Genomic DNA, 25,653 nt, shown 5'->3' with positions numbered 1-25,653 from the left:
TCTCGACACCCCCTGATTCAATAACCCATGATCTTCTGATAGCCGACCCAGAATTTTCGGATCAGACTTTCCGTTATGACCGTGTCCTGCTGATCAGGATTTCCACGCGACATCTCGATAACGGAGGTCGCGTCGGCGTCCCGCACCGTGCCTTGCTGCACGAGTTCGGTGGCCTCCGTATCCTCCATCGAGATGTACCCTGCCGGCCCGACGAGGTTGGCCTGCTTGATGCGCAGCGCGCGCATTTCGGAGGTGTCGTCCGTATAGCCGAAGAAGTGGAAAATCAGCTCGAAGCTGTCCGGTCCCTTCGCCAGCAATTGACGTGCAACCAGCGTGTTATGAATCTGCTGGATCACCAGTTGCGGGAAAATCGGCTGGATGTGATTGGTCGTGTCTTCTTCGAATTCGGAAACGAGCGCAAGAATCGAATCGTCTTCCAGCGCGAAGCCCTCGTCGAACGAGCGGATGTTCTGCTGCTTGTACGCGCTCGACGTGTCGTCCTCTGTTTTCGTCACGGTAATGATGCTGTGCAGGCCATGATTCGCATCCGGAATCGAGCGCGCTTTCATGCCCACACGGAAGATATTGAAGGTGGTGTGAAAGAGGTGCAGCATGCTCGCGTGGTACGGATCCTTCACGTTCTCCATGTAGAGCTTCCAGTTCGACCTGGAAAACTGGCGCGTGCAACCGAGATATTCGATGGGCTTGTGGAAGATGCGGTCGATCCACGGGCGCATTTCGTTGCCAAGGTATTCCGGCAACGGAACCACTTCTTCGCTGAACGAGGCGAATACGAGGCCACGATAGGTCTCAACGCGCAGTTGCTTCAGACTGTGCGCCTTCGGATCGAAGTCCGCAGGCATGCCGGACATGCCTTTTTGCCCGCGGCGAAACGGAACGCCGAGCAAATTGCCCCCGTTGTCGAAACTCCATTGGTGATAGACGCAGGTGTGCGACGTCGCGTTGCCGCGCGCCTTTCGGCAAACCATCGCGCCCCGGTGCGCGCAGCGATTGACCCACGCGGCAACCACGCCGTCTTCCATGCGGGTAACGACAACCGGTGTATCGCCGACGAACGTGCTCTTGAAGTCGCCGATATTCGGAATCTCAGCCTCGAGGGCCACAAAGTTCCATGTCGGGCCGCGGAAAATCCGTGCCTGCTCCCGTTCGAATACTGCTTGAGAGCTGAACACCTTGTACGGAACACGCGAGCCGTCCGTATGCGGAAATCTGACGAAATCATCGTCGAGTTCGGCGGCTGGCCGCAGGGGTATCTCAGTCGTTTGCATCATGCTCCTCCATGTTTGGAATATCGCCATGGAGGAATGCTGACGCTGCCAAAATGCATTCGCTATCCGTTTCCGGTGGAAACAGGAGGCGTTATCCATTTTCGGCACGTTTCGTCGGGACGGGCGAATCGTATTTCGCCGTGGCCATTTTTAGGCCACACTTCCACAGTTGATCATTGCGGCACTTACCCATCGGTTGGTCATGCTCACGTCTCCGTTTAGCGCGCCGGCCTTGCGCGAATTCCGGCTCTTCGAATCCGCAGATCTCGATGAAACGCGTGAGCGTATCTCCCGTGTGATGCAGCCACACCTCCTCGTGCCCTCTGGCGCAAAGGCAGGTCTCTCGCATATGGACTTTGTCAGGCTCGGCGGGGTCGGGATCGGCACCATTGCGTTCGGAACCGCGATGCGCGTGGATGTCGAGGCGGTTGACGGCTATCACCTGTTGATGTTTTGCGTCACCGGTCAGGCGAAAGTACGGACAAAAGGGCGAACTGTCTGCGTGGATCAGTCAAACGCGGTTCTATGTGCGGCGGGCGAGCCGTTCGACGCCGTTCTTTCGCCGGATTGCGAGCAGTTTATTCTGCGCATCGACACCGGTTTGCCAGGCAATCAAGCGTGGTCTGCATGCCTCGGTCTCGGCTCGCACATTCATGTCGACAGCCCGGCGCTGGGAGGCTGGATGCAGCAACTCAATCTGATTGCCAATTCCTCGGCTCTGCTCGATCTGGCTCGAAAGAATGATGGCGTTGGCAGGCAACTGGGTGGACTTCTGCTCGAGTTGCTGACGCCAGGTCACGCAACCGCGGCGCCTGAGCCGAATCGTCGGACGGCGTCGCCAGGCTTCGTCAAGCGGGCCGAGGATTTCATGCACGAACATTGTGGAGAAGTCCTGAGACTGCCAGATATGGCGATGGCGCTAGGGCTGGCCGAGCGGACACTGCGTGACGGCTTCCAGCAGTTCCGGGGCGTCAGTCCCACCCAGTATCTACGACAAGTACGTCTCGACAAGGCGCATAAGATTCTTCGTGAAGCGACAGCTGGTGTCTATGTTTCAGACGTTGCTATGGATTGCGGCTTCATGCATCTGGGGCGATTCTCGATCGAGTACAAGAAACGATTCGGCGAATCCCCGTCTGACACGCTGGCGCGGCGGATGTAGCTCTAGGTGCGCCGGGCTCCGCTAACGCGAGCGCTGCCGTCAGCAGGATGCGCCGATGCGTGCCGGGGTCGTCGGAGTCGTGCGGCGGTCACCCGTGAGCTAATCCGAGTGACCACTCACGACCGCGAACGTGACTGGTGACACAAACCACGTCACCGTCTCAACATCTATCCGTCAATCCAGTTGAGTCCCCTGCGACTTCACCCGGTGACATTTCCCCAGGCTCAAAAATTGGCATGGAGGTTCACAAACGCACTCAAGGATTCACCGACATACGCTCCAGCAGCATTTGCAGCAATGAAGTAGCGCCGATCCGTGAGATTGTGAACGTTGAGATCGACACCCCATCGGTGCGTTTCATAGCCAAACGCGGCATTCACAATCACATACGACGGAATGGAATTGACGTTCGTGATGTCGCTATAGGTCTTGCTGACATAGTTGACACCCGCGCCGACATGAAACCCCGGCAGTCCCGCGATGGAAAAGCCGTACGTGGTCCATAGGTTCGCAATGTATGCAGGCGCGCCTTGCGGGTGATTGCCCACCGACGTCACCCCTTGCGGATTGTCGGTGATCTTCGCATCTTGCGCCGTGAAATTGGCGACGACGTGCCATTGCGAGGTAATGCTTGCGTCAAGAGACGCCTCAGCGCCCTTCGTCCTCTGACTGTCGAAGATGACGCTTTCCACATTGTTGATCGTGGTCAGCGCAGCCACGTTATCGCGCTCTACGTCGAACAATGCCGTATTGAGGACGTACCGCTCGTCGAGAAACGAGAACTTGACGCCCACCTCGTATTGCAACGCGGATTCCGGAGCGCCGATTCCATTTTGCGTATTTTCGGAGTTGAAATTGGCGAGATGACTCTTCGACACGCCAAAGTACGGCGACATCCACGGGAGTGCCTTATACAGCACGCCAATGTTCCAGCTCACCGGCGCGTCGTTGCGTGAGTCGGTCACACCGGCAACGAGCGGTTGTCCCTCTGTGTCGAAGCGCCCGGGCACCGTGATATTCGGCGTGAGCGATGTGTCCCACCAGTCCTTGCGCACGCCCGCCCGCACTTTCAGCTTGTCGGTCACGTCGATCTGATCGGTTGCATAAACGCTGTAGTAGTTTGCAACCAGGTGATCGTTATCACACGAGTGCTTTGCGTCGCAAAGAAACGCCAGCCCAGCGAGCGACGTCTCCGGTGGCACGGGAGCGAAAGCGTTCGGTATGTTCGGCAAATCCGCCGTGGTGCGCTCAGTATCGATCGTCTGGTGCTGATACTCGAATCCCGTTAACAGCGTGTGTTTGACGCTGCCGGTCCCAAACCGCCACACCGGCTCCAGTTGATAGTCGAAACTGTTATCCGAATCATCCTGCTGCCGTAGCTGCCGGCCGACAACTTGATCGCCGCTCACCTTCGTGCTCGTACTGTCGCCATTGCCGAGCACATCGAGGCTTCGGTGCAAATACGAGAAACGGTTATTGATGGTCAGAAAATCATTGACCTTCCACTCGTCGGTGAGCGTGGGGCGGACGTAGTTGCCGCGCGCGAACGCAAAGGGTGTCGAGTACTTCGAATCGATTGACACATTCGTGATGGGCGAGCCATGAAAATAGATCAGGCCATACGAGTCGGGCGTTTCATGAATGTCGCGCGCATCGATTGAGAAATTGATCTTGTGATTGTCGAGCTTCCATTCGAATGCGGGTCTGATTTCCTCGTCACGGCTCGCCAGATCGCGAAATCCATCGGAACGCGATACGGTCGCATCGACCCGATAGTTCAGCCCCGAGATCCCTGTTGGCCCCGTCACGTAGCCGCTACCGGAGATTGTGCCGAACGAGCCCGACTGTATATTGCCGCCGAAATGGAAATCGGAAGATGGGGTGTAGTGGACGATATTGATCGTGCCTCCCGGCGGCCCACTGCCGAACAGCGCCGACCCGGGGCCTTCCAGAACCTCGATGTGCTCGACGCCATTCAACGAGTGTGAGATGCCGCCCAAAAGATCTCCGTCGGAGAATCCGTCGTTATAGATCTGCGCGTTCAGGCCGCGAATCAGAAAATGATCGTAATAGCCCTTGGTATCCTGGCCACCGACATTCACGCCGCTAGCGTTGCTGACGCCTTGCCGAAGCATCGTCGCGCCCTGCTCGGTCATCAGCGCGCGCGGGATCACCTGCACGCTTGCGGGCAAATCCTTGAGCGCGGTTCCCGTCTTGCTGACGGCCGCAACCTGGTCGGGGTCGTTCACGTTATCGTCCTGAGCGACCTGCCCGGATGCTGCCGCGCGAACCTGTACAGGCGGTAGAGTCGGCGCGTCGGCGACACCGTCCTGTTCGCCGACTGACGGCAGTGAGTCCTGTGCCGCAGCCGAATGCGCTAGCGTCAGTGCAATAAGTGAGCTGGTCAGTCCCGCGCTCGCCCTTTTCCCAAACCTTCGAACATCCATCTTCATCACGTTTTATTCTCCTGTCTCATTTGTCTGGTGCCGGTTCGCGGCCCCGCGTGCAACTCCACGTATCGGCCGCCAATGCAAGGGCGTCCACATCGGAAACCCTTTTCCAGAATGCAAATCATTACGATTTATATTCATAAAAATTCTGGTTTTTCTTCCTGTTATTCAAGGTTGGGGCCTCCGTCGACGGAATCTGCCGCGAAGTGCACTTCGTGCTGTTGCAATTTGTCGTCCGCTCTCGCCCGCGTCTGGATGACAAAGGCGAAAGGGAGCCATGACGGCTCCCTTTGAACGGTATCGGTCGAATTTTTATTCCCGCTGGACGAGCGCCAGCCATTACAGTCGGTTACAAGGGCGCTGTGGGAATGGTCGCCTCGATGATCGCTGCGCCGTCGATGCTCGCCCTTGCCAGGCGCCCTTGCCTCCGTCGCCTCCAGATTCCGCATCCGTAACTTCGCGTCGTTCTATCTCAACGCACCGACTTTCGGAAAGCTGACGATTTGCGTTACCGGGTCGGGACACTGTAGAATCGCCCCTCTCATTGGGGAGTAGCCGCCTCGACCGCAATGCTCGAGGGTGCCCGTCAACATACTTGGTGGTCGTCAGACCGCCATGGCGTGCACAGCACTATGCCTGGCAAGACCGATGACTCGCATTCCGACCTGACCGGGTCGCCGGAATGTGCGTCATCGCGTACTTATCGCGCGGCCCGGCCCACAACCTATGCAATCGTTCCTCGTTTCGACCAGCGTGGTCGGCCTAGCCGAAATCGGCGACAAGACCCAACTGCTGTCCCTGGTGCTGGCTGCCAGATATCGCAAGCCCATGCCGATTATTCTCGGCGTCTTTGTCGCAACGCTCATCAATCATGCTGCGTCCGGCGCATTGGGAGCATGGCTTGCCAGCGTTCTGAGTCCCACGATCCTGAACTGGGCGGTCGTTGCATCGTTTGCCGTCATGGCCGTCTGGATTCTGATTCCCGACAAGCTTGACGGTGCGGAAGCGGTTTCGACCACGCATCCGATGGGTGTGTTCGGCACCACGGCGCTGACGTTTTTCCTGGCCGAAATGGGTGACAAGACGCAGGTTGTAACGATCGCTCTGGCCGCGCGATTTCACGAGTTCTTCGGGGTGGTCGCCGGCACCACGCTCGGCATGATGCTGGCGAACGTGCCAGTCATCTACCTGGGTCACAAGTTCGCCGACCGTCTGCCAACCAAGGCGGTCCACATTCTGGCCGCCGTCATCTTCGTTGTTCTCGGCGGCTTTGCCCTCAGGACGGCGCTGTATCCGCACGAGCACCCGCTGTTCTAGTTCGAGAATTGCTTTGTATGCTCGATGCGCGCGCCGTCCGCGGTCGCCTGAGATGCCCTCAAAAATCATAGAGCCGGCCCCGACATCTGTCGCCAGCGATGCTGGGGCTGTTACTTCAGCCCGGCTGCTACTTCAGCCCGGCTGATAATCACGCTCTGACGAACGCTGAAGAGTCAACGGTGCTCGCAATTCCTCGCGGGCACTTTTTTGATGAACACCTTTTTGCAAGAACGCGCGAAAGGATGCGTCGTCGAACATGTCCAGCGTGCCGTTTCGCGTTCGAGAAAAACGCAGCCCTACCGTTCCGGTTTTAACCTTTGTAAAGGAAAGCGTGCTTGCATCGGGCGATGGGTATACAGTCAGTACATGGGTCGCACTCAGTGTCCCTTGTTCTGGAATCATCATGCGATCACAAATCAAAATTGCACCACGTACGTCGGGCAACGTGAGCGAGTATGCTCTGTCGCGTCAGGCACAAGCACTCTCCCTCGAACAGGCGGATCGTGCACGGGCGGAAAAACGACGCATCAATGACGCCCTCATCGATTCAAACGCAAGCAAGTGGCGCTATTCAGCGCCGTTGGCAGAGCGTTGACGCCGAGGTCTCTAGACCCCATCCACTTGATGACCGGCAAGCCTTCTGGCATTGCGGCACGCGCCCGTTCCGGATCTGCACACTGACTGCAAGGCCTGAAGAGTCAACGGCGGCACTTGCCGCTGGCTTAACGAACGTGTTTCTGTATCAGCCTGTCTGAATCGTGTGTTGCCGCTTTCACTCGTTGCCGCGGTCGCCGCAACGCAATTATTCCGGACGTCGGTGCCGGCGGCACTTCGTGTACGAAACAGATCGTACGCGCTAGCGCGCAAAGAAGACCCGTGCCCCGTGCTACGAGTGTGCCCCGTCGCCGACGCTATGGGACGGATGCCGACATCCCGTTGGTGAAGCCGTTTTCTATCGGTAGGAGAGAATCATGAATGATGACCAGGTCAATACAGAGGAATTGGAAGAAAACAGAAGGCGAAGAGAAGCCGCGGAAAATGCGACGGATGATGGCATGCCAGTGCTTGCGGAAGAAAAGGAACGCGACACGGAGTCGATTCAATCCGTAACGATCAAACGATGGATCAGGCACACGGGAAATGCCCGTAAAAACTGGATATTCACGAGCCTGCGGCGGAACTCGATATTGATTCGCCAAGTATGAATGCCTTCGCAGCGTTCGTTACCCATTCCCACGCGAGAAACGAAGCCTTCGCGGTACGCCACCGTACAGACATGCTCCCGCATGCCAGATAGAGTGGAAAACATAATCGCAATGCTGCGGAGATGCACCACCAACCGCGCATAAGGTTGTTAAAGCACACCATGTGGTGATTCCCGTTGGGATATTGCGGCTATCGGCGAAATGAAAATTACGCTGTCGCGTGTCCACTCCAGATGTGGATGCCCAGCAGGACGAACCAACTGGGACTCTTCACAACCCTTCTTTCCGAGGCTTCTGGTTGCCTTCGCAGCCAGTTGTCGGCGAAGCCAAGCGAATTGCATGCAGGGTTCGGCCGCTGAATGGCGGAGGGACTGGCCACCAAATCGACCGGAGCGTCAGATTTCGGGAGCTTCAATCTCGGTAAAGGATCAATATGTCGCATCATCAGCTTGAGAAAGATCTCACTCACCTCGAACACATACTCCCACAACTTGTCGCTAACAGTGTTCTCGGACTTGTCTATTGGCGCCAGCGTATTACAGCGCTCGAAACAGCGCAGACATTGCCTCCCGGTGGCGCCCGGCGAGTGACTCGCCTGCTGTGCATGTTTGACCAGATAGACAGCGGGATCACCCGCCTATAAGGCAGCAGCGTACGCAGTCGTTGATCAGCAAGTACTGTGCGGCTTTCACGCCGCCACGATCGAATAACCCTTGCCGCGCAGTCAACGCTGCCGGCGGGACGGCGCGCGAGCCTGCGCAGTCCCACACAATCGCCTCGATTGGGCGAACGACTCGCCGTCCATCCTGAGCCCGCTCATCAAAGCGGGCCATGAAACGTTGGTGCAACGCTTCGCGCGAGATTGTCTGCCAACGCTGAAGTCAACTTTCGACGGATTGCCCGACCGGTTCCTCCACCGCGCCGCCCTTTCCGGGCGAAACTTGAGCATCAGACTGAGTGGACAAACGGAGGTAAGCTGCCGCCAGCTTTCGAAGTTCTTCCTCAGACGCGTCCTCGATGCCAATCAGATTGTTGTTTGCGGCTCGATGCGAGGAAAGCAGTTCATTCAGCTTCAGATGCAAAGCGACGCTGTCTTTGTTCTGGCTCTGCTGGATCAGAAAGACCATCAGAAAGGTAACGATGGTGGTGCCGGTGTTGATGACCAGTTGCCATCCGTCCGAGTAGTGGAAGATAGGCCCCGTGATGACCCAGGCGACGACCGTCAGCACGGCAAGACAGAACGCAGCGGGTGAACCGGCCCAGCGCGTGACGAGGCTTGCAAACCGGTCGAATAGACGCGTTAGCGGGTGACGGCCGGCGTAGGCAGGGCTCGATGTGTCTGGAACAGTGGCGAGTTCGTCAGTTGGCGAAGGTGCGACAGGTTGGGTAGTCATGACCGGCTCCAGAAGGTTGCACGTGTCCTCTTCTGCAAACTTCATGCCGCTGTCGGTTGAAATCGTTCTGCAAGGACAGAGCCGCCGCCGGCGTCGATTGGTCGCTCCCAGCCGCATCCGCGCGGATTGCGCTTTGGCAACTGATACCGGCTTTGTACTTCTTGCCTCGCGAGTGCGACTCCCAGACGCTCATTACGGCGGGATTACCTGACGGCCGGTGTGCGGACATCATGGTCCGTTCTCGTTATATTCGGCGCGCACTCCGGCGGGTAGCCATGGCTCTTTGTGGCAACACCAAAGCTCGTAGCTCGGCTCATATAGGCCCACACGGTCGAAGCCTCCCAGCGGGAGATCCAGTTCGTCGCTGTCGAGGTATTCCATGAACGCGACTGATCCGCACGTCGGGCAAAAATGCCTTCGCGCCCCTGACGAACTCTGCCACGCCTGCGTAGAACCGGAAAACTCCACCGTGCCACGCTCGAACATGGCATAGCCGCCAAACACGTTGCCATGTATTCGCCGACATGTCATGCAGTGGCATATCGACACTCGCCGGGGCCGCGCGCTGACGCGGAATCGCACCGCGCCGCACGCACATCCGCCGGTTTCTTCGACCGATTCATTCGTCGTCACGATGCCTCCTTCGCGGACTCCGAGGACTGCTCGCCGTCCCTTACTTGTCGCTCTTTTTCGGAATCTTCGCGCCTGACTTGTGCGCCTGATTCAACGCAATCGCCACGGCCTGTTTGTGCGGCTTACCCTGTTTCGTCTCGGTCTTGATGTTGTGCGACACAGTGCCCTTCGACGTTCCTTTTTTCAGCGGCATGATCCTCCCCTATCGATCAAAGAGTGTTGAAGAGGCAACCGCTCGACGAGCGGCTGCCAGGTAAAACGACGGCAGCATACGGCTGCGCCATTCTCGCAACGAGTTGCTCTAGCGTCATATGTTTTTGCGTTTTTGCCTGGCGTCCGCGGTCCACTATCGCTTTGCTGCCCTTAAAGTGCCGCAGTCTTGTCGCCCACCGATCTGCTGCCCACCGCATCGAGCTTGCTCTGTAGTTCCGCCTTGCGTTTCGCCATCTTCTCGCCCAGCGTGCGCAGATTGCAATTCGACTTGCGCAGTTCCGGAAAGAGCTCCTCCTCCTCTTCCTCCACATGATGGCCCACCATCTCGCTCATCACCTTGAAGGTCGCGTCGAAGCCCTTGTCACCTGCTTTCATCGTTTCAAACTTCGCGATCAGTGTCTTGACGAGGAAGTGCTCGACGTACGCTTCTTCGACGTCGATGCTGTCGCTATCAGGTAGTGCTTCCTGCGCCGCTGGATAAAGCAGTTCCTCTTCGAGCATCGTGTGAATGGATAACTCCTCGCAGGCGCGCTGCGCGAGCGCCGACTTCGCTTCAAGATCATCGTCCGCGGCTTTTTTGAACGCCGTAAACAATTTTTCGACTGCGCGATGCTCCGCCTCGAGAAAGGCTAATGCATCGTGCGAGCCGGATTCAGTCGCCTTGTTGTCCTGCTTCGTCGCTTCCATGCTGCTCTCCTCGGTCGTGCAGTTGAACGTTTTTTAATCGAGCAAACGTCATGCCCAGCCAGCGTGAGTTCTGGGGAAGTGACGGGCCCGACGTGTTCGTGTCAGCCCGACCGCGCGAATGCGCATGGTGTGGTCAATTCGCAGTCGGTCAGAGAAGCGATTTCCGCCAACAGCTACCATCTCCCGCGCGCGATTTGCCCATTTACGTTCGGCAGGATCGGTTCCGCGTTCGAATTGCACCTGCGCACCGATCGCAGCCCGATAGGCATGCGCGTTGCGATCTTCGTTCGGCATGAACTGGACAACCCTTATTCGATCGGGCCTGACATGAAAAATCCGTGGATGAAAAAGAATCCCTTCCTCAGCATGTGGTTGAGCGGCGCAAATGCAGTGGCGGGTTCAGCGCGCGGTCACGCGACGGCGGCGGCGAAGCGCGGGACCACCGCTTTCTGGACCGCTGCGCTCGCGCCGCCGAAACCCAAAAAGAAAAGGCCCACGCGTCGCTGACCCGAGCGCGTGTGCATGTCGAGCCTGATTGAACGAGCATTTCATCAGACCATGTCCACCCGCCTCCGAGCGACGCACGTGAGCTTCTGAACCAGGTCCGTCAATGTAGGTACACCGCATGCCGACAGCTGCTTCTGCCGGGCGCACGTGCAGTCGAATCACGGAATCAGCCAAAGCCCCGCTGCATAGATAACGAGCGATACGACAAAAGTGATCGCCGTATAGCCCATGACACGCTGGATGCGAATGCCAGCGATCGCAACGACGGGTACAGCCCAGAACGGTTGCAGCATGTTCGAGACGTTTTCCGCCATGGCAACGCCCATTGCCGTGCGCGGAACCGAAGCATGCAGGCTCAATGCGGCGGGAAGAACGAAAGGTCCCTGAACAGCCCAGTGTCCGCCGGCGCTGGGAATGAGCAGCGTGATGATCAGCGAGCTGAAGTAACTCAGGACAGGAAGCGTCACCGGGGTGGCAATGGCCACAAACGTCTTGGCAATCGTCGACGCCAACCCGGTCCCCGTCATGATGCCCATGATGCCGCCGTACATCGGATATTGAAGCAACATCGATCCGGTCTGCCGCGCGGCGCGGCGAATCGCATCGGCATAAGCGATCGGTGTGCGCTGCAGCGCCAGCCCTGCCAGCAGGAAGATGAGGATCGTCGTGTTGATGTCCAACTCGAAGCCCTTGCTGGACCACGTCAGCGCGAGATAGCCCAGGCCCAGCGCCAGCAGGAGCAGCGTGCCGAGCACGGAGCGCTCGGCGCGGGCAGCGAATGACGATGTCTTCGCGTCCCTGGCATGGGGATCGGCCTCTGCCTGTGTTTCGGGCTCAGGCTGCGTTTCATTGAAAGCGACCACATTCTCCTGCTTCGGGTGCATCCAGATGAAGATCGCCGTCATGACGACAACGACCAGCACCGTCGGGATGAAGACGAACGGCGCGAACACGGTCTCACTCAACGGAATCACCTGTCCCGTGGCTTTCTCGACCAGGTTCAATGCGTTGCCGTGCGATGCCTGTGACAACGCGATTGAACTGGACAAGCCGCTATTGCAGACCGACCACGCGGAGTAGCTGCCCGCAACGAGCCATGCGAAATCCACTTTCACGCGCCTCGCGATTTCGCGCGACAGGAGCGCGCCGACAACCAGGCCGAGCCCCCAGTTGAGCCACGCGGCGACCGCGACGATCGGGAAGACCAACAGCGCGGCGCGCGTCGGCGTGCGCACGCCCGCAGCCATCGCCCGCAGTCCGCGCTGGACGAGGGGTGCGTCGGCGATCGCATAGCCAGTCGCGAGAATCAGGATCATCTGCAGCGCGAAGCCGAGAATGTTGAAGGTGCCGCCATACCACGCGCTCAGGATGACGGCGAGCGACGCGTGCGGCGCGAAGGCCATGGCCAGCAGGACCACCACGAGGGTCAAGCCAATTGCAAGGACGAATGGGTCCGGCATGACCTGCTCGAACACGTAAACGAGACCCGCGACGACGTTCCGGCGGCGCGCGCTGCGATCTGTGCTGGCTGAGTGAATGTCTTTCTCGTTCATGGTTGTCCAACCCCGCCATTGACATTACATCGCTTACAGCACCGGCAATCGATGACGGGCCGCCTCGCAAATGCATTCGATACTTTGTACGCTCGCGAAGCGTCCTGGACAAGGCTTAACTGTTCAACCGAGCGGTGGTCGGTCGAGGGTGAGTTGAATCAATGTCGGACGTAGCGACCTTGCGCCGGCCCGGCAAGCGCCTGCTAGAGGCGCTCCAGCGTTAGAGGATCGCCTTGGCCATGGAAATACTTCCTGAGCGCTTCCGCAAAGGGCTCTTTGTCGATCGCCGCGCGATCGAATAGCGTCATCGACGAGTGAAACTTCAGGTAATCCGGATACCCGAAAATTTCCTCGATTGAACGACCATCGACCCCGTTGACGAGTCGCGTCGATTCCCTCAGCCGCTCACCCAGTATCGGATGGCGCAGATAAGCATCGGCCTCGGCCAGCGACGAAATCGCGAACCGTTGCGCCATTGCGCTGGTTCCAAGCCCGTGGATCTGCGGAAACACGAACCACATCCAGTGGCTTCGCTTACGCGCGTTGCGCAGTTCGTCACATACCTGCGCGTACAGCGGATCCTGAGCGTCGATAAAGCGCTGAAGGTCGAAAGGATCGTCCAATTCGCTCTCCCGTTCACGCCGTTTCTATAGCGCTTTCAAAGCGGGCAGCAACCGGTCGAATTCACGCTTCACTACGCTGTAACATTCGCACACACGCTTTTCGAGTCCCGGCCTGTCCAATACCTCGATATGGCCGTGGCTATACCGGATCAAACCCGCATCCTGCAGTTTCAGTGCGGCCTCGGTTACGCCGGAGCGGCGCACGCCCAGCATATTGGCGATCAGTTCCTGCGTCATCTTCAGTTCGTTCGACGAGAGGCGGTCGATGCTGAGCAGCAGCCACCTGCACAACTGCTGGTCGATCGAATGGTGACGGTTACAAACAGCGGTCTGCGCCATCTGGGTGATCAACGCCTGCGTATAGCGCAGCAAAAGGCGCTGGACAGGCCCTGCACGATGAAATTCCTCTTTCAGGATTTGAGCGTCCAGGCGATACGCCTTCCCCGCGCTTTGTACGACCGCGCGGCTGGGCGTGGTGTCGCCACCCATGAAAAGCGCGATGCCGATAAGCCCTTCGTTGCCGACGATCGCGATTTCGGCGGACGCACCGTCCTCCATGACATAGAGCAGCGACACAATGCAGGTGGTCGGGAAATAAACGTAATTGAGGCGATCGCCGGATTCGTAGACGACGTTGCCGAGCGGCATCTCCACGAGTAACAGATGCGGCGACAGACGTTCCCACTCCAGGTCAGGCAACACTACCAGCAGATGGTTTTCGTTTTGACGGTGATCTTGAGACATTTCACACTCTCCGCAGCTCGCCCGGAACCGCGCCGCTTTCGCCGACGATTTCCTGACGGGTGAATATGGATAGAAGGAGGAATGCTCCAACACCTTTGCGGCTTGTGCCGCAGCGCGTCACGATGCGGTAATCTTCGCGTTACTCGAGATCTGGCGCGATACGCAAAAAGATTATAAGTCGCGTCGAAATTACGCGCCGATCCGCGTCCTGGCATGAGTTCGCGGTACGACACGCCGTGCATGCGGATTGCACGACCTTCGAAAACCATGGCCGTCCTCGGCCTTCCCGAACTAACGCATCGGCTGAACGGCAATCGTTGGTTCGACTTATACGTTGCCAAAAAAGGCGCCGCCGGACGTGACAATCGGCAACCTGAGCGTGAACTCACTGCCCTCCCCGGGACCTGCGCTGGTTGCCGACACCGCGCCACCGTGAGATTGAGCAATGGCTCTCACGACCGCGAGGCCAATGCCGAGGCCGCCCGCACTGGCGGCGATCGTTCTGCTCGATTGTGCGAATAGCTCGAAAATATGCGGCAGCAGGACGGCCGAAATCCCCGAACCATCGTCATTGATCTTGATGACAAGATCGTTTCCTTCTGCAAGCACGGTCATTCGTATATTGCCGCGGACCGGCGTGTATTTCACCGCGTTATGCAACAGATTGCTGACGGCCTGCGTCAAGCGGACGGGATCGCCTTCAACGCGCAAAGTCGCGTCGGGAATCGACACGGTGAAAACCTGGTTTTTCTCGGCGGCGGCGGCTGCCGTGATCTCGCAGATGTCGGCCAACAGGGCCGCGATCTCGATGTCGGCCTTGCTGAGACGAAGTGCGTCACGATCGACACGGGTCGCGTCCATCAAATCTTGCGCCAACCGTGCAATTCCGTTCACCTGCCGGTCGATCATATCGATCAAGCGGAGTATCTCCGGGCGTTCAGCCGACGCGTGGCGGATCAACTGGCTGGCGAGCCGCAACGGCGTCAACGGGCCGCGCAGCTCATGCGCCACCATCGCCAGGATCTGGTTGCTGACTGGCGGTGCCGCGCCGCCGAGAGCCGTCGTGCAAGCGTCCTCCACGGAGTTATCCGCGGCCGCCCGCGTGCCACGCGTCATCATTGCATCTGTCACGACGAAATAGTTGAAGGCAGAGCCGTCCGAAAAGGACTCGGTGGACGCCAGATGTGCTGACATTTTGATCCCCATTTCGCGCCTGGGTCGGCAACGAAGAGCGACGAGAAGCGCGTTTCGGGCTGGTGGTCAACCAAAGCAGGCTGCTTGCAAAGCATCAGAACCGCGCGGTTCGCCATGCCTGCGTCGCTGGCACGATCAGGAAATCGCGTAACGAACACAGGTTGAAACAACAGATTCGCCGATGCAGTCCGGTAAGTCTGTACGGTGCGGTTCGGACCGGAAAAAACGACCGCGTTGCGCGGCAAATCGGCCAGGTTTTAGCCCACGTCTGATGAATGCGGCGAACCTCGGCGGACCAGTGCCCACCGGCGTCAGAAGAATCTCGCGAGATCGGCGCGGTTTGTGCGTTCGAACATAGACAGGCGTCTGTACGTTGTCGTACCGCTTTCTCCCGTGCCCGCGCGTAACGTGTTTTCTATCGTCGACCAGCGGGGAGAAAATCATGCTTAGACGAACCTTCATCTGGAGTACGCCCGGATCGCTTCTGGCACTCGGCGCGGCGCTCTCAGGTTGCACCACCACCTCTTCTTCCGACGCGAGCCGCAGCGAGCAAATGGACAAGCGCCGCACTATCGATGCAGGCGTCGACTCCACGCTGGCGCGCCTCTATGGCATGGCGAACGGCTCGCGTGAACTGGTCGGTAAGGCACGCGGGGTACTGACGTTTCCGTCGGTCATCGACGCCGGCTTCGTGGTCGGCGGCCAGTATGGCGAGGGTTCGCTGCGCGTCGGCGGACACACCATCGGCTACTACAGCACGGCGACCGGTTCAATCGGCTGGCAGATCGGCGCGCAGTCGCGCGCGATCGTGTTCCTGTTCATGACCGACGAGTCGCTGACCCGCTTCCGCAGCAGAGACGGATGGTCGGCTGGCGGCGATGCTTCCGTGGCCGTGCTGAAGGTCGGCGCAAACGGCAATCTCGACACCAGCACCGTCACCGGACAGGTCGAAGCTTTCGTGCTGACCAATACCGGGCTGATGGCGGGTGCGTCGCTGCAAGGCACCAAAGTCACCAGGCTCGCGTCGCTTTGACATTCAAGACCGAGGGACGCGGCGCCATGCCCGCCCTCGCCGACACACAGGGTGGAGAAACCATGTTGCGAAGCGTTCGAGACTTGCACGGCAGCACCGTCAGCGCAGTGGACGGCGACATTGGCTCAGTCAGTCAGGCCTATTTCGACGACGAGTCATGGGGTGTGCGTTATCTGGTGGTCGAAACAGGCAATTGGCTCAATGAACGGCAGGTGCTGGTTTCGCCGTATGCCGTGAAACACACCGACCCCGGATCGGAAATCGTGCATGTCGGCCTTTCCCGCCAGCAAGTGAGGGACAGTCCAATGCTGGACACCCACAAGCCGGTATCGCGGCAGCACGAGATCGAGTATCTGCGCTACTACAGCTATCCGACGTATTGGGGCGGCCCCAACCTGTGGGGCATGGGCGCCTATCCGGCCTATGACCCGACAGGGGTGGCTCCGGACGCCCTGTTCGATACGCCGTCAAGGCCAACCTTGCACGCGAACAACCCGCCACCCGACGTTCATCTGCGCAGCACCGACGAGGTCAAGGGCTATCACGTCAAAACAGCCGACGGCAGTATCGGCCACGTGTCGGATTTCATTTACGACGATACCGACTGGGCGATTCGTTACCTGGTCGTAGAGACGCGCAACTGGTGGCCCGGCGGCAAGGCCGTGCTCATCGCCACTCACTGGATAGACGAAGTCGACTGGGTCGAGTCGACCGTATCGACGGCATTGACGCGCGACGTCATCAAGAATAGCCCCGCTTACGACGACTCCATGCCGATCGACCGGCATTACGAAGTTGAACTGCACCAGTTTTACGGCAAACACGGCTATTGGCTGGATGCCGGCGCCGGCGAGCGGGTTGCATCGGAATGAGTGCGCCGCGCAGACCACCGTTCTCGCCCGGTTCAGGCGGTCCTGGCCCGATCGCACACGCGAGTATTCAAGGCATAAAAGGCAGGAGCAGGTCATGAGGCAAAACATCCAGAAGTTGTATCAGGCCCGTATTCATACATTCACTCCCGAATGCATGGAGCTGCAGGACGGCACCTTCAATTTTCATCTTCGGCATGCTGTGGAAGGCTGCCTTCCTTCGGCCGACAAGCACTACGACATCGGCGTTTTTGCAACCAGCGAGCAAGGCTATGAGGCTGCACTCGCATATGGCGACAAATACATTGCGGAACATAAGTTCGGGATGTAGCAGCGCCGACGGTTATCGACGAACCGCGAGCATTACCTTGCAGCGACGACGGCCACTGTGGCTGTCGATCAATCAGACAGGCGGCACTATGGCAGACAGAATCATTTCAGGCAGAACACACGACGCTTACATGACGGTCAAGGATCATGTTGCCGATGGCTGGGTCGCGAGCGTGTGTCTTGTTCGGAAAGGCGCGTCAAAGGGCAAGGAACTCATCAAACTCGACACGTTCTTCGAACATGAAGATGTCGCGTGGGAATCGGTTGAGACGCTCGCGCGTGCCGAGCTCAACAATCTGAAATAACATAGGGCCGCACTTCGAATCCGCGCCGTGCAAGGCGCGAACGCCTCGCCTAGACCGTTCGGCAAGACATCGAACGGCGACATTGAGGCTGCGGCGCTCTGCGCGCAGGCAAGCGAATCCCACGACGGCGCTCGCCGTCCGAACGAATTCTTCCGAGGCCGACATGTATAAACGCATTCTGGTAGCGATCGACGGCAGCGAGACGTCTGAACATGCGTTCGACAGCGCGCTGCAACTCGCGCACGACAATGGCGCGCAATTGCAGCCGCTCTATGTGGTCGACAATCCCCTGATGGCATACGACTCGTCCGGTTACGATCCGACGATCCTGCGCGATGCCTGCATTGAAGAAGGCCAAAGACTGATGGCGGATGCGCTGGCGCGAATGAAGCACGAAAACGTCGCCGGCACACCGCGGATCGTCGACGTCGCGCCGATCGGCGAAGACATCTCGGAACGGATCCGCATTTCGGCCAACGAATTCAATGCGGACCTGCTGGTGCTCGGCACGCACGGGCGACGGGGTTTCAAGCGTCTGTTTCTGGGCAGCGTGGCCGAGCGCGTCGTGCGCAGCGCAAGCCTGCCCGTGTTGCTCGTCCCGAGCCGGCAAGCGCAAACCGCGGTCACAGAGACCGCGAGGCCCGCACACACCGACATCGCCGCCGCGATGTACGAACTGCCCGGCTAATGGCGCCCCATGCATCGCGGCGAGCTAGGCCGCGATGATCACCTTGAGCGCGCGGGTGTCGGCCGCGTGCGCAAAGGTTTCATACGCATCGAGGATCTGTTCGAACGTGAAGCGATGGGTGATCAGAAGTTTGGGATCGAGCCTGCCGGAGCGCAACGTCTCCAGCAGCATGGGTGTGCTCACGGTATCGACCAGCCGCGTGGTGATCGTGATATTCCGGTCCCACAGGTGCTCCAGATAAAGATCCACCTTCACGCCATGCACGCCGACGTTGGCAATCGTGCCGCCCGGCGCGATGATCTCCTCGCACAATTCGAAGGTGGCGGGTATGCCCACCGCTTCGATGGCAGTATCGACGCCACGCCCGGATGTGAGCTTCATGATCGCCTTCACTGCGTTGCCGTCCGTGCTGTTGATCACCGCGGTCGCACCGAAACGCTTCGCGGTCTCCAGCCGGTTGTCGTCCAGATCGACCATGACGATTTCGGCAGGCGAATAGAAGCGGGCCGTGAGCAACGCCGCGAGTCCGATCGGCCCGCTACCGACGATGGCCACCGTACTGCCGGGTTCAACCTTGCCATTGAGCACGCCGCATTCGAAACCCGTCGGCAGGATATCGCTCAGCATCACGAGCGCCTCTTCGTCGGCGTTGTCGGGGATGCGGTAAAGACTGGTATCCGCATGCGGGATCCGGACAAATTCGGCCTGCGTGCCGTCGATCTTGTTACCTAGAATCCAGCCGCCGCTCGCACAATGGGAGTACATCTGTTTGCGGCAATACTCGCACTTGCCGCAAGCACTGATGCATGAGATGAGAACGCGCTCACCCGGCTTGAACGTGGTCACGCCCGGGCCCACCTCGTCGATGACGCCCGTGCCTTCATGCCCGAGCACGCGACCCGGCTGGCAGGTCGCGACGTCGCCCTTGAGTATGTGCAGGTCTGTTCCGCAGATCGTCGTCTTGCTGATCTTGACGATGGCGTCGGTGGCCGCGTCGATTACCGGTTTGGGACGGTCTTCAACCGCTTTCTTGCCCGGGCCGAGATAGACGAGTGCCTTCATTTTCGATAACTCCGGTTGCATGCGTGGGGTGCGGGTCGTGCGAGAACTCACGCGCGATCGCAGCACGCGGCGTCACGATGCTCGTGCTGATACGGCAGCCGGATTCAATGCCTCTTTCGTCAGAGCGCGACGGCGTGCCGGCTGAAGACCTGTGGCTCGCCAATCGGCATGACTATCCGGCCGTGCACCTCGTTGATCACATCGGCTGCGGACAGATAGAACGCGAGCGCCGCCGTGACAAGTCCCATGTAACCACCGGCCATCCGCAAGAGGACCGAACCCGTCCACTCGCCACCCGCCAGCAAGCCGAACGTGATCCACAGCGCCAGAAAGATAGCCTGCAGCGCGCGGGGCGAACGAAACGTGGCCAGCCACATATAGAACGTAAACACACCCCACAGAAACAGATACCAGCCAACGAAAGCGGCCGGCACTTTATCGTGCAGAAACAACACGAAGAGTGCGAATGACCACCAGAACGCCGCGTAGCTCAGAAAGGCGGTCGCGCCGAAGGTGTTGCCGCGCGGCAACTCCATCACGCCGGCAATCGCCTGCGCGGTCCCGCCGTAGGCTAGCGCGCAGGCGAGCACGAGGCCCATCGACTCGCCCGAGAACCAGCCGGCGTTGATCATGCTCAGCAGCCACGTCGTCAGTGCAAAGCCAGCGAGACCCAGTGGCGCGGGGTTCGCGAGTGGTGTTCGGTTCGGTGCGCTGGCCATGGCCTGCTCCTGAAGATAAAAAACAATCCGGCGATCCCCCGCCGCTGGCGACGAATCACCCGAGCTGATCGAGAATGGCCGGATTTTCCAGCGTGGATACGTCCTGGGTGATCTCTTCGCCGGCCGCAAGCGAACGCAGCAAACGGCGCATGATCTTCCCTGAACGGGTTTTCGGCAGATTCTCGCCGAAGCGGATTTCCTTGGGCTTTGCAATCGGCCCGATCTCTTTGCCGACCCAATTGCGCAGCTCATTCGCAATTCTGATCGCCACGTCCCCGGTTGGCCGCTCGCCCTTCAACACCACGAACGCGACGACGACTTCGCCGGTCGTATCGTCAGCGCGCCCGACAACAGCGGCCTCCGCAACCAGCGGATTGGCGACCAGTGCCGACTCGATCTCCATGGTGCCGAGCCGGTGGCCCGATACGTTGAGCACGTCGTCGATCCGGCCGGTAATCGTGAAGTAGCCCGTGTCTTCGTCACGCACCGCCCCGTCACCCGCGAGATACAGCTTGCCGCCGAGGTCTTCAGGAAAGTAGCTCTTCGTGTAGCGGTCCGGGTCGCCCCATACGTTGCGCAGCATCGAAGGCCATGGACGTTTGACGACGAGGATGCCGCCCTGCCCGTTCGGCACATCGCGCCCGGTCTCATCGACCACCGCGGCCATGATGCCCGGCAACGGCAGCGTGCACGAGCCCGGCACGAGCGGCGTGGCGCCCGGCATCGGCGCGATCATGTGACCGCCCGTTTCGGTTTGCCACCAGGTGTCGATAACAGGGCAATGGCTGTGACCGACGTGCTCATAGAACCACGTCCACGCAGCCGGGTTGATCGGCTCGCCGACCGTGCCGAGCAGACGCAGCGTCGAGAGGTCGAAACGCTCCGGATGAACCTTCGGATCGGATTCGGCCAGCTTGATCAGCGAGCGGATGGCGGTCGGTGCGGTGTAAAACACCGTCACCCGGTGTTTCGCGATCATCTCCCAGAAACGGCCGGCGTTCGGCCACGTCGGCACGCCCTCGAACACGACCTGGGTTGCGCCGATCGCCATCGGACCATACGCAATATAGCTATGGCCGGTGATCCAGCCGATGTCGGCGGTACACCAGAACACGTCGCTGCGCTTTGCGTCGAACGTCCACTTCATGGTCTGCGCGGCCCACATCAGGAAACCGCCCGTGCTGTGCTGGACGCCCTTCGGCACGCCGGTCGAACCGGACGTATAGAGGATGAAGAGCGGATGCTCCGCGCCCACCCACTCCGGCTCGCAAACGTCTCCTTCGGCTTGCGTGAGTTCATGCATCCACAGATCGCGCCCTTCATGCCACGCGACCTTGCCGCCCGTGCGCCGATAGACGATCACGCTCTTCACCGCGTCGCAGCCGCCCATCGCGAGGGCTTCGTCCGCAATGTTCTTCAGAGGCAACGCCTTGCCGCCGCGCATCTGCTCATCGCAGGTGACGAGCGCAATCGCCCCCACATTGACAATCCGCTCATTGAGCGACTTCGACGAAAAGCCGCCGAACACGACTGAATGGGTCGCGCCGATCCGCGCGCAGGCCTGCATGGCTACGATGCCTTCGATCGACATCGGCATATAGATCACCACGCGGTCGCCTTTTTTCACACCGCGGGTTCGCAGCGCGTTGGCAAAACGGCTCACCCGCTCAAGCAACGCGCGATAGGTGACATGCGTGACGGTACCGTCGTCGGCTTCGAAAATTACGGCGACATGGTCCCCGTTACCCGCTTCAACATGGCGGTCGAGGCAGTTATACGAGGCATTCAGGGTCCCGTCTTTGAACCATGCATAGAACGGCGCGCGGGATTCATCGAGAATCGAAGAAAACGGCGTTTTCCATTGCAGCGTTTCGCGTGCGAGACGGGCCCAGAATCCTGTGTAATCGCGCTCTGCCTCGGCAACCAGCGCGCGATAGGCATCCATGCCGGATATTGCGGCGTAAGCCGCCACACTGGGGTGTGGGAGGAATGACTGGGGTTCCTCCAGAATCGAATCGGTAGTTGACATCACGTGTTCCTCGCACGCTTTGGTGCGTGCTTGAAAAATGCTTTCCCGCGAGCCATTGCGCCATTGCAGCGCAAGTCACCGGGCAAGGCAAAGTAGATCGGTCACGGAGATCGTGACTCGAGAAATTGCTTCGTTTCCTGTAGTTGCGTTACGCCAGGACCTTGCAATGACGGTGCTCGTGCAGTGAGCGGAAGTCGGTACGGTGGCGTACCGGTTCGGGAAATCCGCTTCTGATCACCGTTTTATGCGCATCTACATGCGCGTACCCGGAAATGGTCTAAACCCAGGCGTCAGCCGTAATGACGAAGACGTAGCGAGAATTGTCTCAGGGCGTCGATGCGACTTTGTTCCGCACGACGGCACCAGTCCTGCAACTGGCAGAGTAGCTGTTCACGAGAGAGATTCGAGCGCGCCCAGATTGCCAACAGATCCTCGCGCAATTCGACGTAGACACGAAGCGTCGGGGCGTTGTCGTATAGCCCTTTGGGCACAGGTTGATACGCCTTGGCTTGACCTGCCTGCCCGTCGTCGCGAAACCAGTGTCTTACGCCACGCATAAGCAGGGCTTTCTCGCGGCGGCTCGTGTGTTTCACATGTGCCAGTTCCTGCCGGAATGCGCGCTCAGCTGTTCGGGCATAGCTTGCCATCACCTCGAAGCGATTTCGAAGTACGGCCTGCAGCGTATCGTCGTCGATCTCCGCTTTGCCTTTGACCAGATGCGGCCTCGGCGCCACTTTCCTGACCGTGGCCAGCCCGAGCGCGGCAAGGACGCAAATGTACATCCAGCCCATGTCGAACTCGTACCATCTGTTCGACAATTTTGCGGATGTCGCATACGCGTGGTGATTGTTGTGAAGTTCTTCGCCGCCGATCAGGATACCAACCGGGATCACATTCGTGCTCGCATCCGGAGGACCGAAGTTGCGGTAACCCCAGAAATGACCCAGCCCGTTGACTACCCCGCCAGCCCAGAAAGGAATCCACATCATCTGGACGGCCCACACCGACACGCCGACGACTCCAAACAGCGCGACATCGATCACGATCAGCAGGCTGATGCCGAGGTTCGGATACTTCGCATAGACGTTCCGCTCGATCCAGTCGACCGGCGTGCTGTGGCCGAACCTGCGAAGTGTTTCCTCGTTCTTCACTTCAGTGCGATAGAGTTCGGCACCGCCGAGCAGTACTTTCCAGATGCCCCTGATCTGTGGACTGTGCGGATCCTCTTGTGTCTCGCACTTCGCGTGGTGCTTGCGGTGGACCGCAGCCCACTTGCCCGTCACCATGCCGGTCGTCATCCACAGCCAGAACCGGAAAAAATGGCTGACGAGAGGATGCAGGTCGAGCGCGCGGTGAGCCTGGCACCGGTGCAGGTAGACGGTTACGCTGATAATCGTGACATGCGTCGAAATCAGCGTAGCTAACAGGATCTGCCACCCGGAAAGGGCAAGCAGACCGTCTGAGAGGAATGCGAGTGAAGTATCGAACAAGTTGACCTTCTTTCTACGACAACGTAGTGCCGATCCGAACGCTTCGCTTCCGATCAGTGATATCGCGCAGCGTACAAGACCTTCAGGATGCGTGAATCCGTATGAGACGTCGGTACGGTGCCGCACCGGTTGCCAATGCTTCGTGACAGGTATCTGCTTAAGCGGGGACATCATCGCGCCACAGCAAGCCGCATGCCTTGCGCGACCAGGTGCTCCCCTATCGCGGGAATCACGCTTGCTCCCGGCTCCCTAATACTCCGCGCGGGTTCGCAATGGCGAGCACGTTTCGAAACAGCCTGAAACATCGACGATTGCAAACCTTGAGAATGACGTTGATGGACACCCGGACGTCATGAGCGATTGTGGCGACGCCCGTTGACTGATGATCCGCTCCTGTCTACCACGAACGGACTTCTACAAAGGACCTCGAATGGCTAACGATACATTCCGTACGATCGAGCCGAAGATTCTCTACTTCGGCACGCCCGTCGCGCTGGTCAGCTCGCTCAACGAAGACGGCACGACCAATCTCGCGCCGATGTCCTCGTTCTGGGCGCTCGGCTGGACACTGATGCTCGGCCTGCTCGACGAAACGAAAACCGCTGAAAACCTCGCACGTCATCCGGAGTGCGTGATCAATCTGCCCTCACCCGACATGTGGCGGCATGTCGAGAAGCTGGCCCCGCTCACCGGCAAGGATCCGGTGCCGGACATCAAGGCGAAGCAGTTCCGCTTCGAGAAGTGCAAGTTCGACGTGGCAGGCTTGAGCCAGCTCGCGAGCGAGCAGGTGAAGCCGTTGCGCGCAGCGGAGTGCCCTGTCCATCTGGAGGCACGTGTGCGCCATATTCACACGATGGGTGGCGAGAAGCTTCAACAGCTCGGCGGCGGCGTCGCGGCGGAAGTGGAGATTCTTCGCGTGCATGCGAGCGAAGCGTTTATCAAGGGCGGCAACCATATCGACGCCGAAAAGTGGTCGCCGCTCATCTACAACTTCCGGCATTATTTCCGGCTAGCGAAGCACGAGCTGGGCAAGACATTCCGGGCTTAGCGAAGGTTGCCGCGTTCACTGCCCGTAGACGTCAAAGTCGAAATACTTTTTCGCGATCCTGTCGTATGTGCCGTCCGCGCGCGTGTCGGCGATCGCCTTGTCGATCTTCGCCTTCAGGTCGGTGTCTTCCTTGCGCAAACCGATCGCGGTACCGCTTCCGAGCGTCTTCGCATCGTAGAGCGCATTGCCGGCAAACGCAAAATCCTTGCCTCGCGCCGTGCGCAGGAAACCGACGTCGGCCTGCACCGCGTTCTGCAGCGATGCATCGATGCGGTCAGCGATCAGGTCCGAGTAAACGAGATCCTGATCCTGGTAAGCCACGATCACCGCGCCGGCCGGCTCCCAATACGTCTTCGCATACGTTTCCTGGATCGAGCCCTGCTCTACGCCAATTCGCTTGCCCTTCAGCGCTTCTGGTGTTGGCGTGATCGTCGAGCCCTTCTTCGCGACGAGGCGCGTCGGAATACGGAATACCTTCGACGAAAACGCGATCTGCGCCTGACGCGCCGGCGTCATCGACATGGTCGATAGCACGCCGTCGAACTTGCGCCCCTTCAGCGCGGGAATCATCCCGTCGAACGCGTTTTCGACCCACACGCATTTTGCGTTCACGCGGCGGCAGATTTCATTGCCCAGGTCGATGTCGAAGCCGACCAGCTTTCCGTCGGCGGATTTCGATTCGAATGGCGGATAGCTCGCGTCGACACCGAACCGCACGGTCGACCAATCCTTCGCGATCGCGCTGCCGGATGAGATAGCCAGCAGCGCAATGGTCAGGCTTGCAAGCAGGGATTTCATGTTTCTCCTTTCATGACTTTTTTAACGAAAGAGCGGCGGCCCCTACAGTCGGAGCCGCATCCGGCGCGTAGCGCCCGCCATTCGACCGTAATTCGTCCGGTCTTACCAATTCATTAAAAAAATCAACTCATGCATACGGCGCATGTCAACGTGCCGCCGACAGACGTCCGGGTTCCGGACGCGCCAGTCTATTCCGTGACCAGATGAGCGGACGTCGAGTTAAGGCAAAGCCTCGCGAATGGCAGGCGGGGGGGGGCGGGGGCGGCCCCCCGCCGGGGGGGGGGCGGGCGCGCGCGCCGGCAGTTCGATGA

Annotated in this window: 27 protein-coding genes and 1 riboswitch; of the genes, 11 read left to right on the top strand and 16 right to left on the bottom strand. The window is 59.3% G+C overall.

What is annotated here, in order from left to right; translation table 11 throughout:
- Positions 1-17: 17 nt before the first annotated feature.
- A complete protein-coding gene (gene andAc, locus PQR32_RS36055; protein WP_408238939.1) occupies positions 18-1,289 on the bottom strand; it encodes an anthranilate 1,2-dioxygenase large subunit AndAc in 1,272 nt (423 codons plus the stop codon).
- Between the two features lie 202 nt (positions 1,290-1,491).
- On the opposite strand from andAc, the gene andR reads away from it, so the two are divergent.
- A complete protein-coding gene (andR, locus tag PQR32_RS36050; RefSeq protein WP_408238832.1) occupies positions 1,492-2,451 on the top strand; it encodes an anthranilate 1,2-dioxygenase regulatory protein AndR in 960 nt (319 codons plus the stop codon).
- A gap of 224 nt (positions 2,452-2,675) precedes the next feature.
- On the opposite strand, the gene PQR32_RS36045 is transcribed toward andR, so the two are convergent.
- On the bottom strand, positions 2,676-4,700 hold the full coding sequence (locus tag PQR32_RS36045) for a TonB-dependent receptor (RefSeq protein ID WP_408238829.1): 2,025 nt from the start codon (positions 4,698-4,700) through the stop codon (positions 2,676-2,678).
- A 735-nt stretch (positions 4,701-5,435) separates the two neighbouring features.
- Positions 5,436-5,618: riboswitch (yybP-ykoY riboswitch) on the top strand.
- Between the two features lie 9 nt (positions 5,619-5,627).
- Between PQR32_RS36045 and PQR32_RS36040 the strand changes: the two genes are divergently transcribed.
- Positions 5,628-6,218, top strand: a complete 591-nt coding sequence (locus PQR32_RS36040; protein ID WP_408238826.1) for a TMEM165/GDT1 family protein — start codon at positions 5,628-5,630, stop codon at positions 6,216-6,218.
- Between the two features lie 132 nt (positions 6,219-6,350).
- On the opposite strand, the gene PQR32_RS36035 is transcribed toward PQR32_RS36040, so the two are convergent.
- Positions 6,351-6,623: a hypothetical protein gene (locus PQR32_RS36035; RefSeq protein ID WP_408238823.1), complete on the bottom strand. Its 273-nt coding sequence runs from the start codon at positions 6,621-6,623 to the stop codon at positions 6,351-6,353.
- On the opposite strand from PQR32_RS36035, the gene PQR32_RS36030 reads away from it, so the two are divergent.
- Both PQR32_RS36030 and PQR32_RS36025 read left to right on the top strand, forming a co-directional pair.
- Positions 6,622-6,813: a hypothetical protein gene (locus PQR32_RS36030; RefSeq protein WP_408238820.1), complete on the top strand. Its 192-nt coding sequence runs from the start codon at positions 6,622-6,624 to the stop codon at positions 6,811-6,813. The two genes, PQR32_RS36035 and PQR32_RS36030, sit on opposite strands and share 2 nt — an antisense overlap.
- Before the next feature lie 376 nt (positions 6,814-7,189).
- Entirely contained in the window at positions 7,190-7,423 is a 234-nt protein-coding gene (locus PQR32_RS36025; protein ID WP_408238817.1) for a hypothetical protein, read from the top strand.
- 881 nt (positions 7,424-8,304) lie between these two features.
- Here PQR32_RS36025 and PQR32_RS36020 read toward each other — a convergent pair.
- From PQR32_RS36020 to PQR32_RS36005, 4 genes are all read right to left on the bottom strand, one after another.
- Complete coding sequence (locus PQR32_RS36020) at positions 8,305-8,817, bottom strand: low affinity iron permease family protein (protein WP_408238936.1); 513 nt, start codon at positions 8,815-8,817, stop codon at positions 8,305-8,307.
- A 228-nt stretch (positions 8,818-9,045) separates the two neighbouring features.
- Positions 9,046-9,450, bottom strand: coding sequence for a GFA family protein (locus tag PQR32_RS36015; RefSeq protein WP_408238814.1), 405 nt, complete (start codon positions 9,448-9,450; stop codon positions 9,046-9,048).
- Between the two features lie 40 nt (positions 9,451-9,490).
- Positions 9,491-9,643 carry a hypothetical protein gene (locus PQR32_RS36010; protein WP_408238811.1) on the bottom strand — a complete coding sequence of 51 codons (153 nt, stop codon included), beginning with the start codon at positions 9,641-9,643 and terminating at the stop codon, positions 9,491-9,493.
- A gap of 170 nt (positions 9,644-9,813) precedes the next feature.
- Positions 9,814-10,350 carry a hemerythrin domain-containing protein gene (locus PQR32_RS36005; RefSeq protein ID WP_408238808.1) on the bottom strand — a complete coding sequence of 179 codons (537 nt, stop codon included), beginning with the start codon at positions 10,348-10,350 and terminating at the stop codon, positions 9,814-9,816.
- Positions 10,351-10,688: 338 nt separating this feature from the next.
- On the opposite strand from PQR32_RS36005, the gene PQR32_RS36000 reads away from it, so the two are divergent.
- A complete protein-coding gene (locus PQR32_RS36000) occupies positions 10,689-10,889 on the top strand; it encodes a hypothetical protein (protein ID WP_408238805.1) in 201 nt (66 codons plus the stop codon).
- Between the two features lie 126 nt (positions 10,890-11,015).
- On the opposite strand, the gene PQR32_RS35995 is transcribed toward PQR32_RS36000, so the two are convergent.
- The 4 genes from PQR32_RS35995 to PQR32_RS35980 all read right to left on the bottom strand — a co-directional run bounded on the left by PQR32_RS35995 (position 11,016) and on the right by PQR32_RS35980 (position 14,983).
- On the bottom strand, positions 11,016-12,410 hold the full coding sequence (locus tag PQR32_RS35995) for a short-chain fatty acid transporter (protein WP_408238802.1): 1,395 nt from the start codon (positions 12,408-12,410) through the stop codon (positions 11,016-11,018).
- Between the two features lie 203 nt (positions 12,411-12,613).
- On the bottom strand, positions 12,614-13,033 hold the full coding sequence (locus PQR32_RS35990) for a DUF1810 domain-containing protein (RefSeq protein ID WP_408238799.1): 420 nt from the start codon (positions 13,031-13,033) through the stop codon (positions 12,614-12,616).
- A 24-nt stretch (positions 13,034-13,057) separates the two neighbouring features.
- A complete protein-coding gene (locus PQR32_RS35985; protein WP_408238796.1) occupies positions 13,058-13,777 on the bottom strand; it encodes a Crp/Fnr family transcriptional regulator in 720 nt (239 codons plus the stop codon).
- Positions 13,778-14,104: 327 nt separating this feature from the next.
- The gene (locus PQR32_RS35980; protein WP_408238793.1) at positions 14,105-14,983 is read right to left on the bottom strand and encodes a sensor histidine kinase; all 879 of its coding nucleotides are present in this window, start codon (positions 14,981-14,983) and stop codon (positions 14,105-14,107) included.
- A 430-nt stretch (positions 14,984-15,413) separates the two neighbouring features.
- Between PQR32_RS35980 and PQR32_RS35975 the strand changes: the two genes are divergently transcribed.
- The 5 genes from PQR32_RS35975 to PQR32_RS35955 all read left to right on the top strand — a co-directional run bounded on the left by PQR32_RS35975 (position 15,414) and on the right by PQR32_RS35955 (position 18,196).
- A complete protein-coding gene (locus tag PQR32_RS35975) occupies positions 15,414-16,004 on the top strand; it encodes a BPSL1445 family SYLF domain-containing lipoprotein (RefSeq protein WP_408238790.1) in 591 nt (196 codons plus the stop codon).
- Positions 16,005-16,066: 62 nt separating this feature from the next.
- On the top strand, positions 16,067-16,876 hold the full coding sequence (locus PQR32_RS35970) for a PRC-barrel domain containing protein (protein ID WP_408238787.1): 810 nt from the start codon (positions 16,067-16,069) through the stop codon (positions 16,874-16,876).
- Between the two features lie 94 nt (positions 16,877-16,970).
- A complete protein-coding gene (locus PQR32_RS35965; protein ID WP_408238784.1) occupies positions 16,971-17,204 on the top strand; it encodes a hypothetical protein in 234 nt (77 codons plus the stop codon).
- 88 nt (positions 17,205-17,292) lie between these two features.
- Entirely contained in the window at positions 17,293-17,508 is a 216-nt protein-coding gene (locus PQR32_RS35960; protein WP_408205551.1) for a hypothetical protein, read from the top strand.
- A gap of 163 nt (positions 17,509-17,671) precedes the next feature.
- Positions 17,672-18,196 (top strand): universal stress protein, encoded by a 525-nt coding sequence (locus PQR32_RS35955; protein ID WP_408238780.1) that lies wholly within the window; start codon positions 17,672-17,674, stop codon positions 18,194-18,196.
- A 24-nt stretch (positions 18,197-18,220) separates the two neighbouring features.
- Here PQR32_RS35955 and PQR32_RS35950 read toward each other — a convergent pair whose 3' ends face one another.
- From PQR32_RS35950 to PQR32_RS35935, 4 genes are all read right to left on the bottom strand, one after another.
- Positions 18,221-19,258, bottom strand: coding sequence for a zinc-dependent alcohol dehydrogenase family protein (locus tag PQR32_RS35950; RefSeq protein ID WP_408238777.1), 1,038 nt, complete (start codon positions 19,256-19,258; stop codon positions 18,221-18,223).
- Between the two features lie 119 nt (positions 19,259-19,377).
- The gene (locus tag PQR32_RS35945; RefSeq protein ID WP_408238774.1) at positions 19,378-19,977 is read right to left on the bottom strand and encodes an acetate uptake transporter; all 600 of its coding nucleotides are present in this window, start codon (positions 19,975-19,977) and stop codon (positions 19,378-19,380) included.
- A gap of 55 nt (positions 19,978-20,032) precedes the next feature.
- Entirely contained in the window at positions 20,033-22,006 is a 1,974-nt protein-coding gene (gene acs, locus PQR32_RS35940) for an acetate--CoA ligase (protein ID WP_408238772.1), read from the bottom strand.
- Between the two features lie 290 nt (positions 22,007-22,296).
- Positions 22,297-23,667, bottom strand: a complete 1,371-nt coding sequence (locus PQR32_RS35935; RefSeq protein ID WP_408238933.1) for a DesA family fatty acid desaturase — start codon at positions 23,665-23,667, stop codon at positions 22,297-22,299.
- A 259-nt stretch (positions 23,668-23,926) separates the two neighbouring features.
- Here PQR32_RS35935 and PQR32_RS35930 point away from each other — a divergent pair, with 259 nt between their 5' ends.
- Entirely contained in the window at positions 23,927-24,544 is a 618-nt protein-coding gene (locus PQR32_RS35930; protein WP_408238769.1) for a flavin reductase family protein, read from the top strand.
- A gap of 15 nt (positions 24,545-24,559) precedes the next feature.
- Here PQR32_RS35930 and PQR32_RS35925 read toward each other — a convergent pair whose 3' ends face one another.
- Complete coding sequence (locus tag PQR32_RS35925; RefSeq protein WP_408238766.1) at positions 24,560-25,342, bottom strand: ABC transporter substrate-binding protein; 783 nt, start codon at positions 25,340-25,342, stop codon at positions 24,560-24,562.
- Between the last annotated feature and the right edge of the window lie 311 nt (positions 25,343-25,653).

Origin of the sequence: Paraburkholderia dipogonis (assembly GCF_046027395.1) — a bacterium.
GTDB classification, from domain to species: domain Bacteria; phylum Pseudomonadota; class Gammaproteobacteria; order Burkholderiales; family Burkholderiaceae; genus Paraburkholderia; species Paraburkholderia dipogonis_A.
The sequence above is the reverse complement of the archived record's forward strand: the minus strand, read 5'-3'. Positions and strand labels throughout refer to the sequence as shown.

Excerpts from the sequence above, each read along its gene's own strand:
- PQR32_RS35925 (WP_408238766.1), bottom strand. The coding sequence starts at position 25,342 with ATGAAATCCCTGCTTGCAAGCCTGACCATTGCGCTGCTGGCTATCTCA.
- PQR32_RS35935 (WP_408238933.1), bottom strand. The coding sequence starts at position 23,667 with ATGTCCCCGCTTAAGCAGATACCTGTCACGAAGCATTGGCAACCGGTG.
- PQR32_RS36010 (WP_408238811.1), bottom strand. The coding sequence starts at position 9,643 with ATGCCGCTGAAAAAAGGAACGTCGAAGGGCACTGTGTCGCACAACATC.
- PQR32_RS36040 (WP_408238826.1), top strand. The coding sequence starts at position 5,628 with ATGCAATCGTTCCTCGTTTCGACCAGCGTGGTCGGCCTAGCCGAAATC.
- PQR32_RS36020 (WP_408238936.1), bottom strand. The coding sequence starts at position 8,817 with ATGACTACCCAACCTGTCGCACCTTCGCCAACTGACGAACTCGCCACT.
- PQR32_RS36035 (WP_408238823.1), bottom strand. The coding sequence starts at position 6,623 with ATGATGATTCCAGAACAAGGGACACTGAGTGCGACCCATGTACTGACT.
- PQR32_RS35930 (WP_408238769.1), top strand. The coding sequence starts at position 23,927 with ATGGCTAACGATACATTCCGTACGATCGAGCCGAAGATTCTCTACTTC.
- PQR32_RS35950 (WP_408238777.1), bottom strand. The coding sequence starts at position 19,258 with ATGAAGGCACTCGTCTATCTCGGCCCGGGCAAGAAAGCGGTTGAAGAC.
- PQR32_RS36005 (WP_408238808.1), bottom strand. The coding sequence starts at position 10,350 with ATGGAAGCGACGAAGCAGGACAACAAGGCGACTGAATCCGGCTCGCAC.
- PQR32_RS35980 (WP_408238793.1), bottom strand. The coding sequence starts at position 14,983 with ATGGGGATCAAAATGTCAGCACATCTGGCGTCCACCGAGTCCTTTTCG.
- PQR32_RS35985 (WP_408238796.1), bottom strand. The coding sequence starts at position 13,777 with ATGTCTCAAGATCACCGTCAAAACGAAAACCATCTGCTGGTAGTGTTG.
- PQR32_RS36030 (WP_408238820.1), top strand. The coding sequence starts at position 6,622 with ATGCGATCACAAATCAAAATTGCACCACGTACGTCGGGCAACGTGAGC.
- PQR32_RS35975 (WP_408238790.1), top strand. The coding sequence starts at position 15,414 with ATGCTTAGACGAACCTTCATCTGGAGTACGCCCGGATCGCTTCTGGCA.
- PQR32_RS35945 (WP_408238774.1), bottom strand. The coding sequence starts at position 19,977 with ATGGCCAGCGCACCGAACCGAACACCACTCGCGAACCCCGCGCCACTG.
- PQR32_RS36025 (WP_408238817.1), top strand. The coding sequence starts at position 7,190 with ATGAATGATGACCAGGTCAATACAGAGGAATTGGAAGAAAACAGAAGG.
- PQR32_RS35965 (WP_408238784.1), top strand. The coding sequence starts at position 16,971 with ATGAGGCAAAACATCCAGAAGTTGTATCAGGCCCGTATTCATACATTC.
- PQR32_RS35955 (WP_408238780.1), top strand. The coding sequence starts at position 17,672 with ATGTATAAACGCATTCTGGTAGCGATCGACGGCAGCGAGACGTCTGAA.
- PQR32_RS35970 (WP_408238787.1), top strand. The coding sequence starts at position 16,067 with ATGTTGCGAAGCGTTCGAGACTTGCACGGCAGCACCGTCAGCGCAGTG.
- andAc (WP_408238939.1), bottom strand. The coding sequence starts at position 1,289 with ATGCAAACGACTGAGATACCCCTGCGGCCAGCCGCCGAACTCGACGAT.
- andR (WP_408238832.1), top strand. The coding sequence starts at position 1,492 with ATGCTCACGTCTCCGTTTAGCGCGCCGGCCTTGCGCGAATTCCGGCTC.
- PQR32_RS35960 (WP_408205551.1), top strand. The coding sequence starts at position 17,293 with ATGGCAGACAGAATCATTTCAGGCAGAACACACGACGCTTACATGACG.
- PQR32_RS35995 (WP_408238802.1), bottom strand. The coding sequence starts at position 12,410 with ATGAACGAGAAAGACATTCACTCAGCCAGCACAGATCGCAGCGCGCGC.
- acs (WP_408238772.1), bottom strand. The coding sequence starts at position 22,006 with ATGTCAACTACCGATTCGATTCTGGAGGAACCCCAGTCATTCCTCCCA.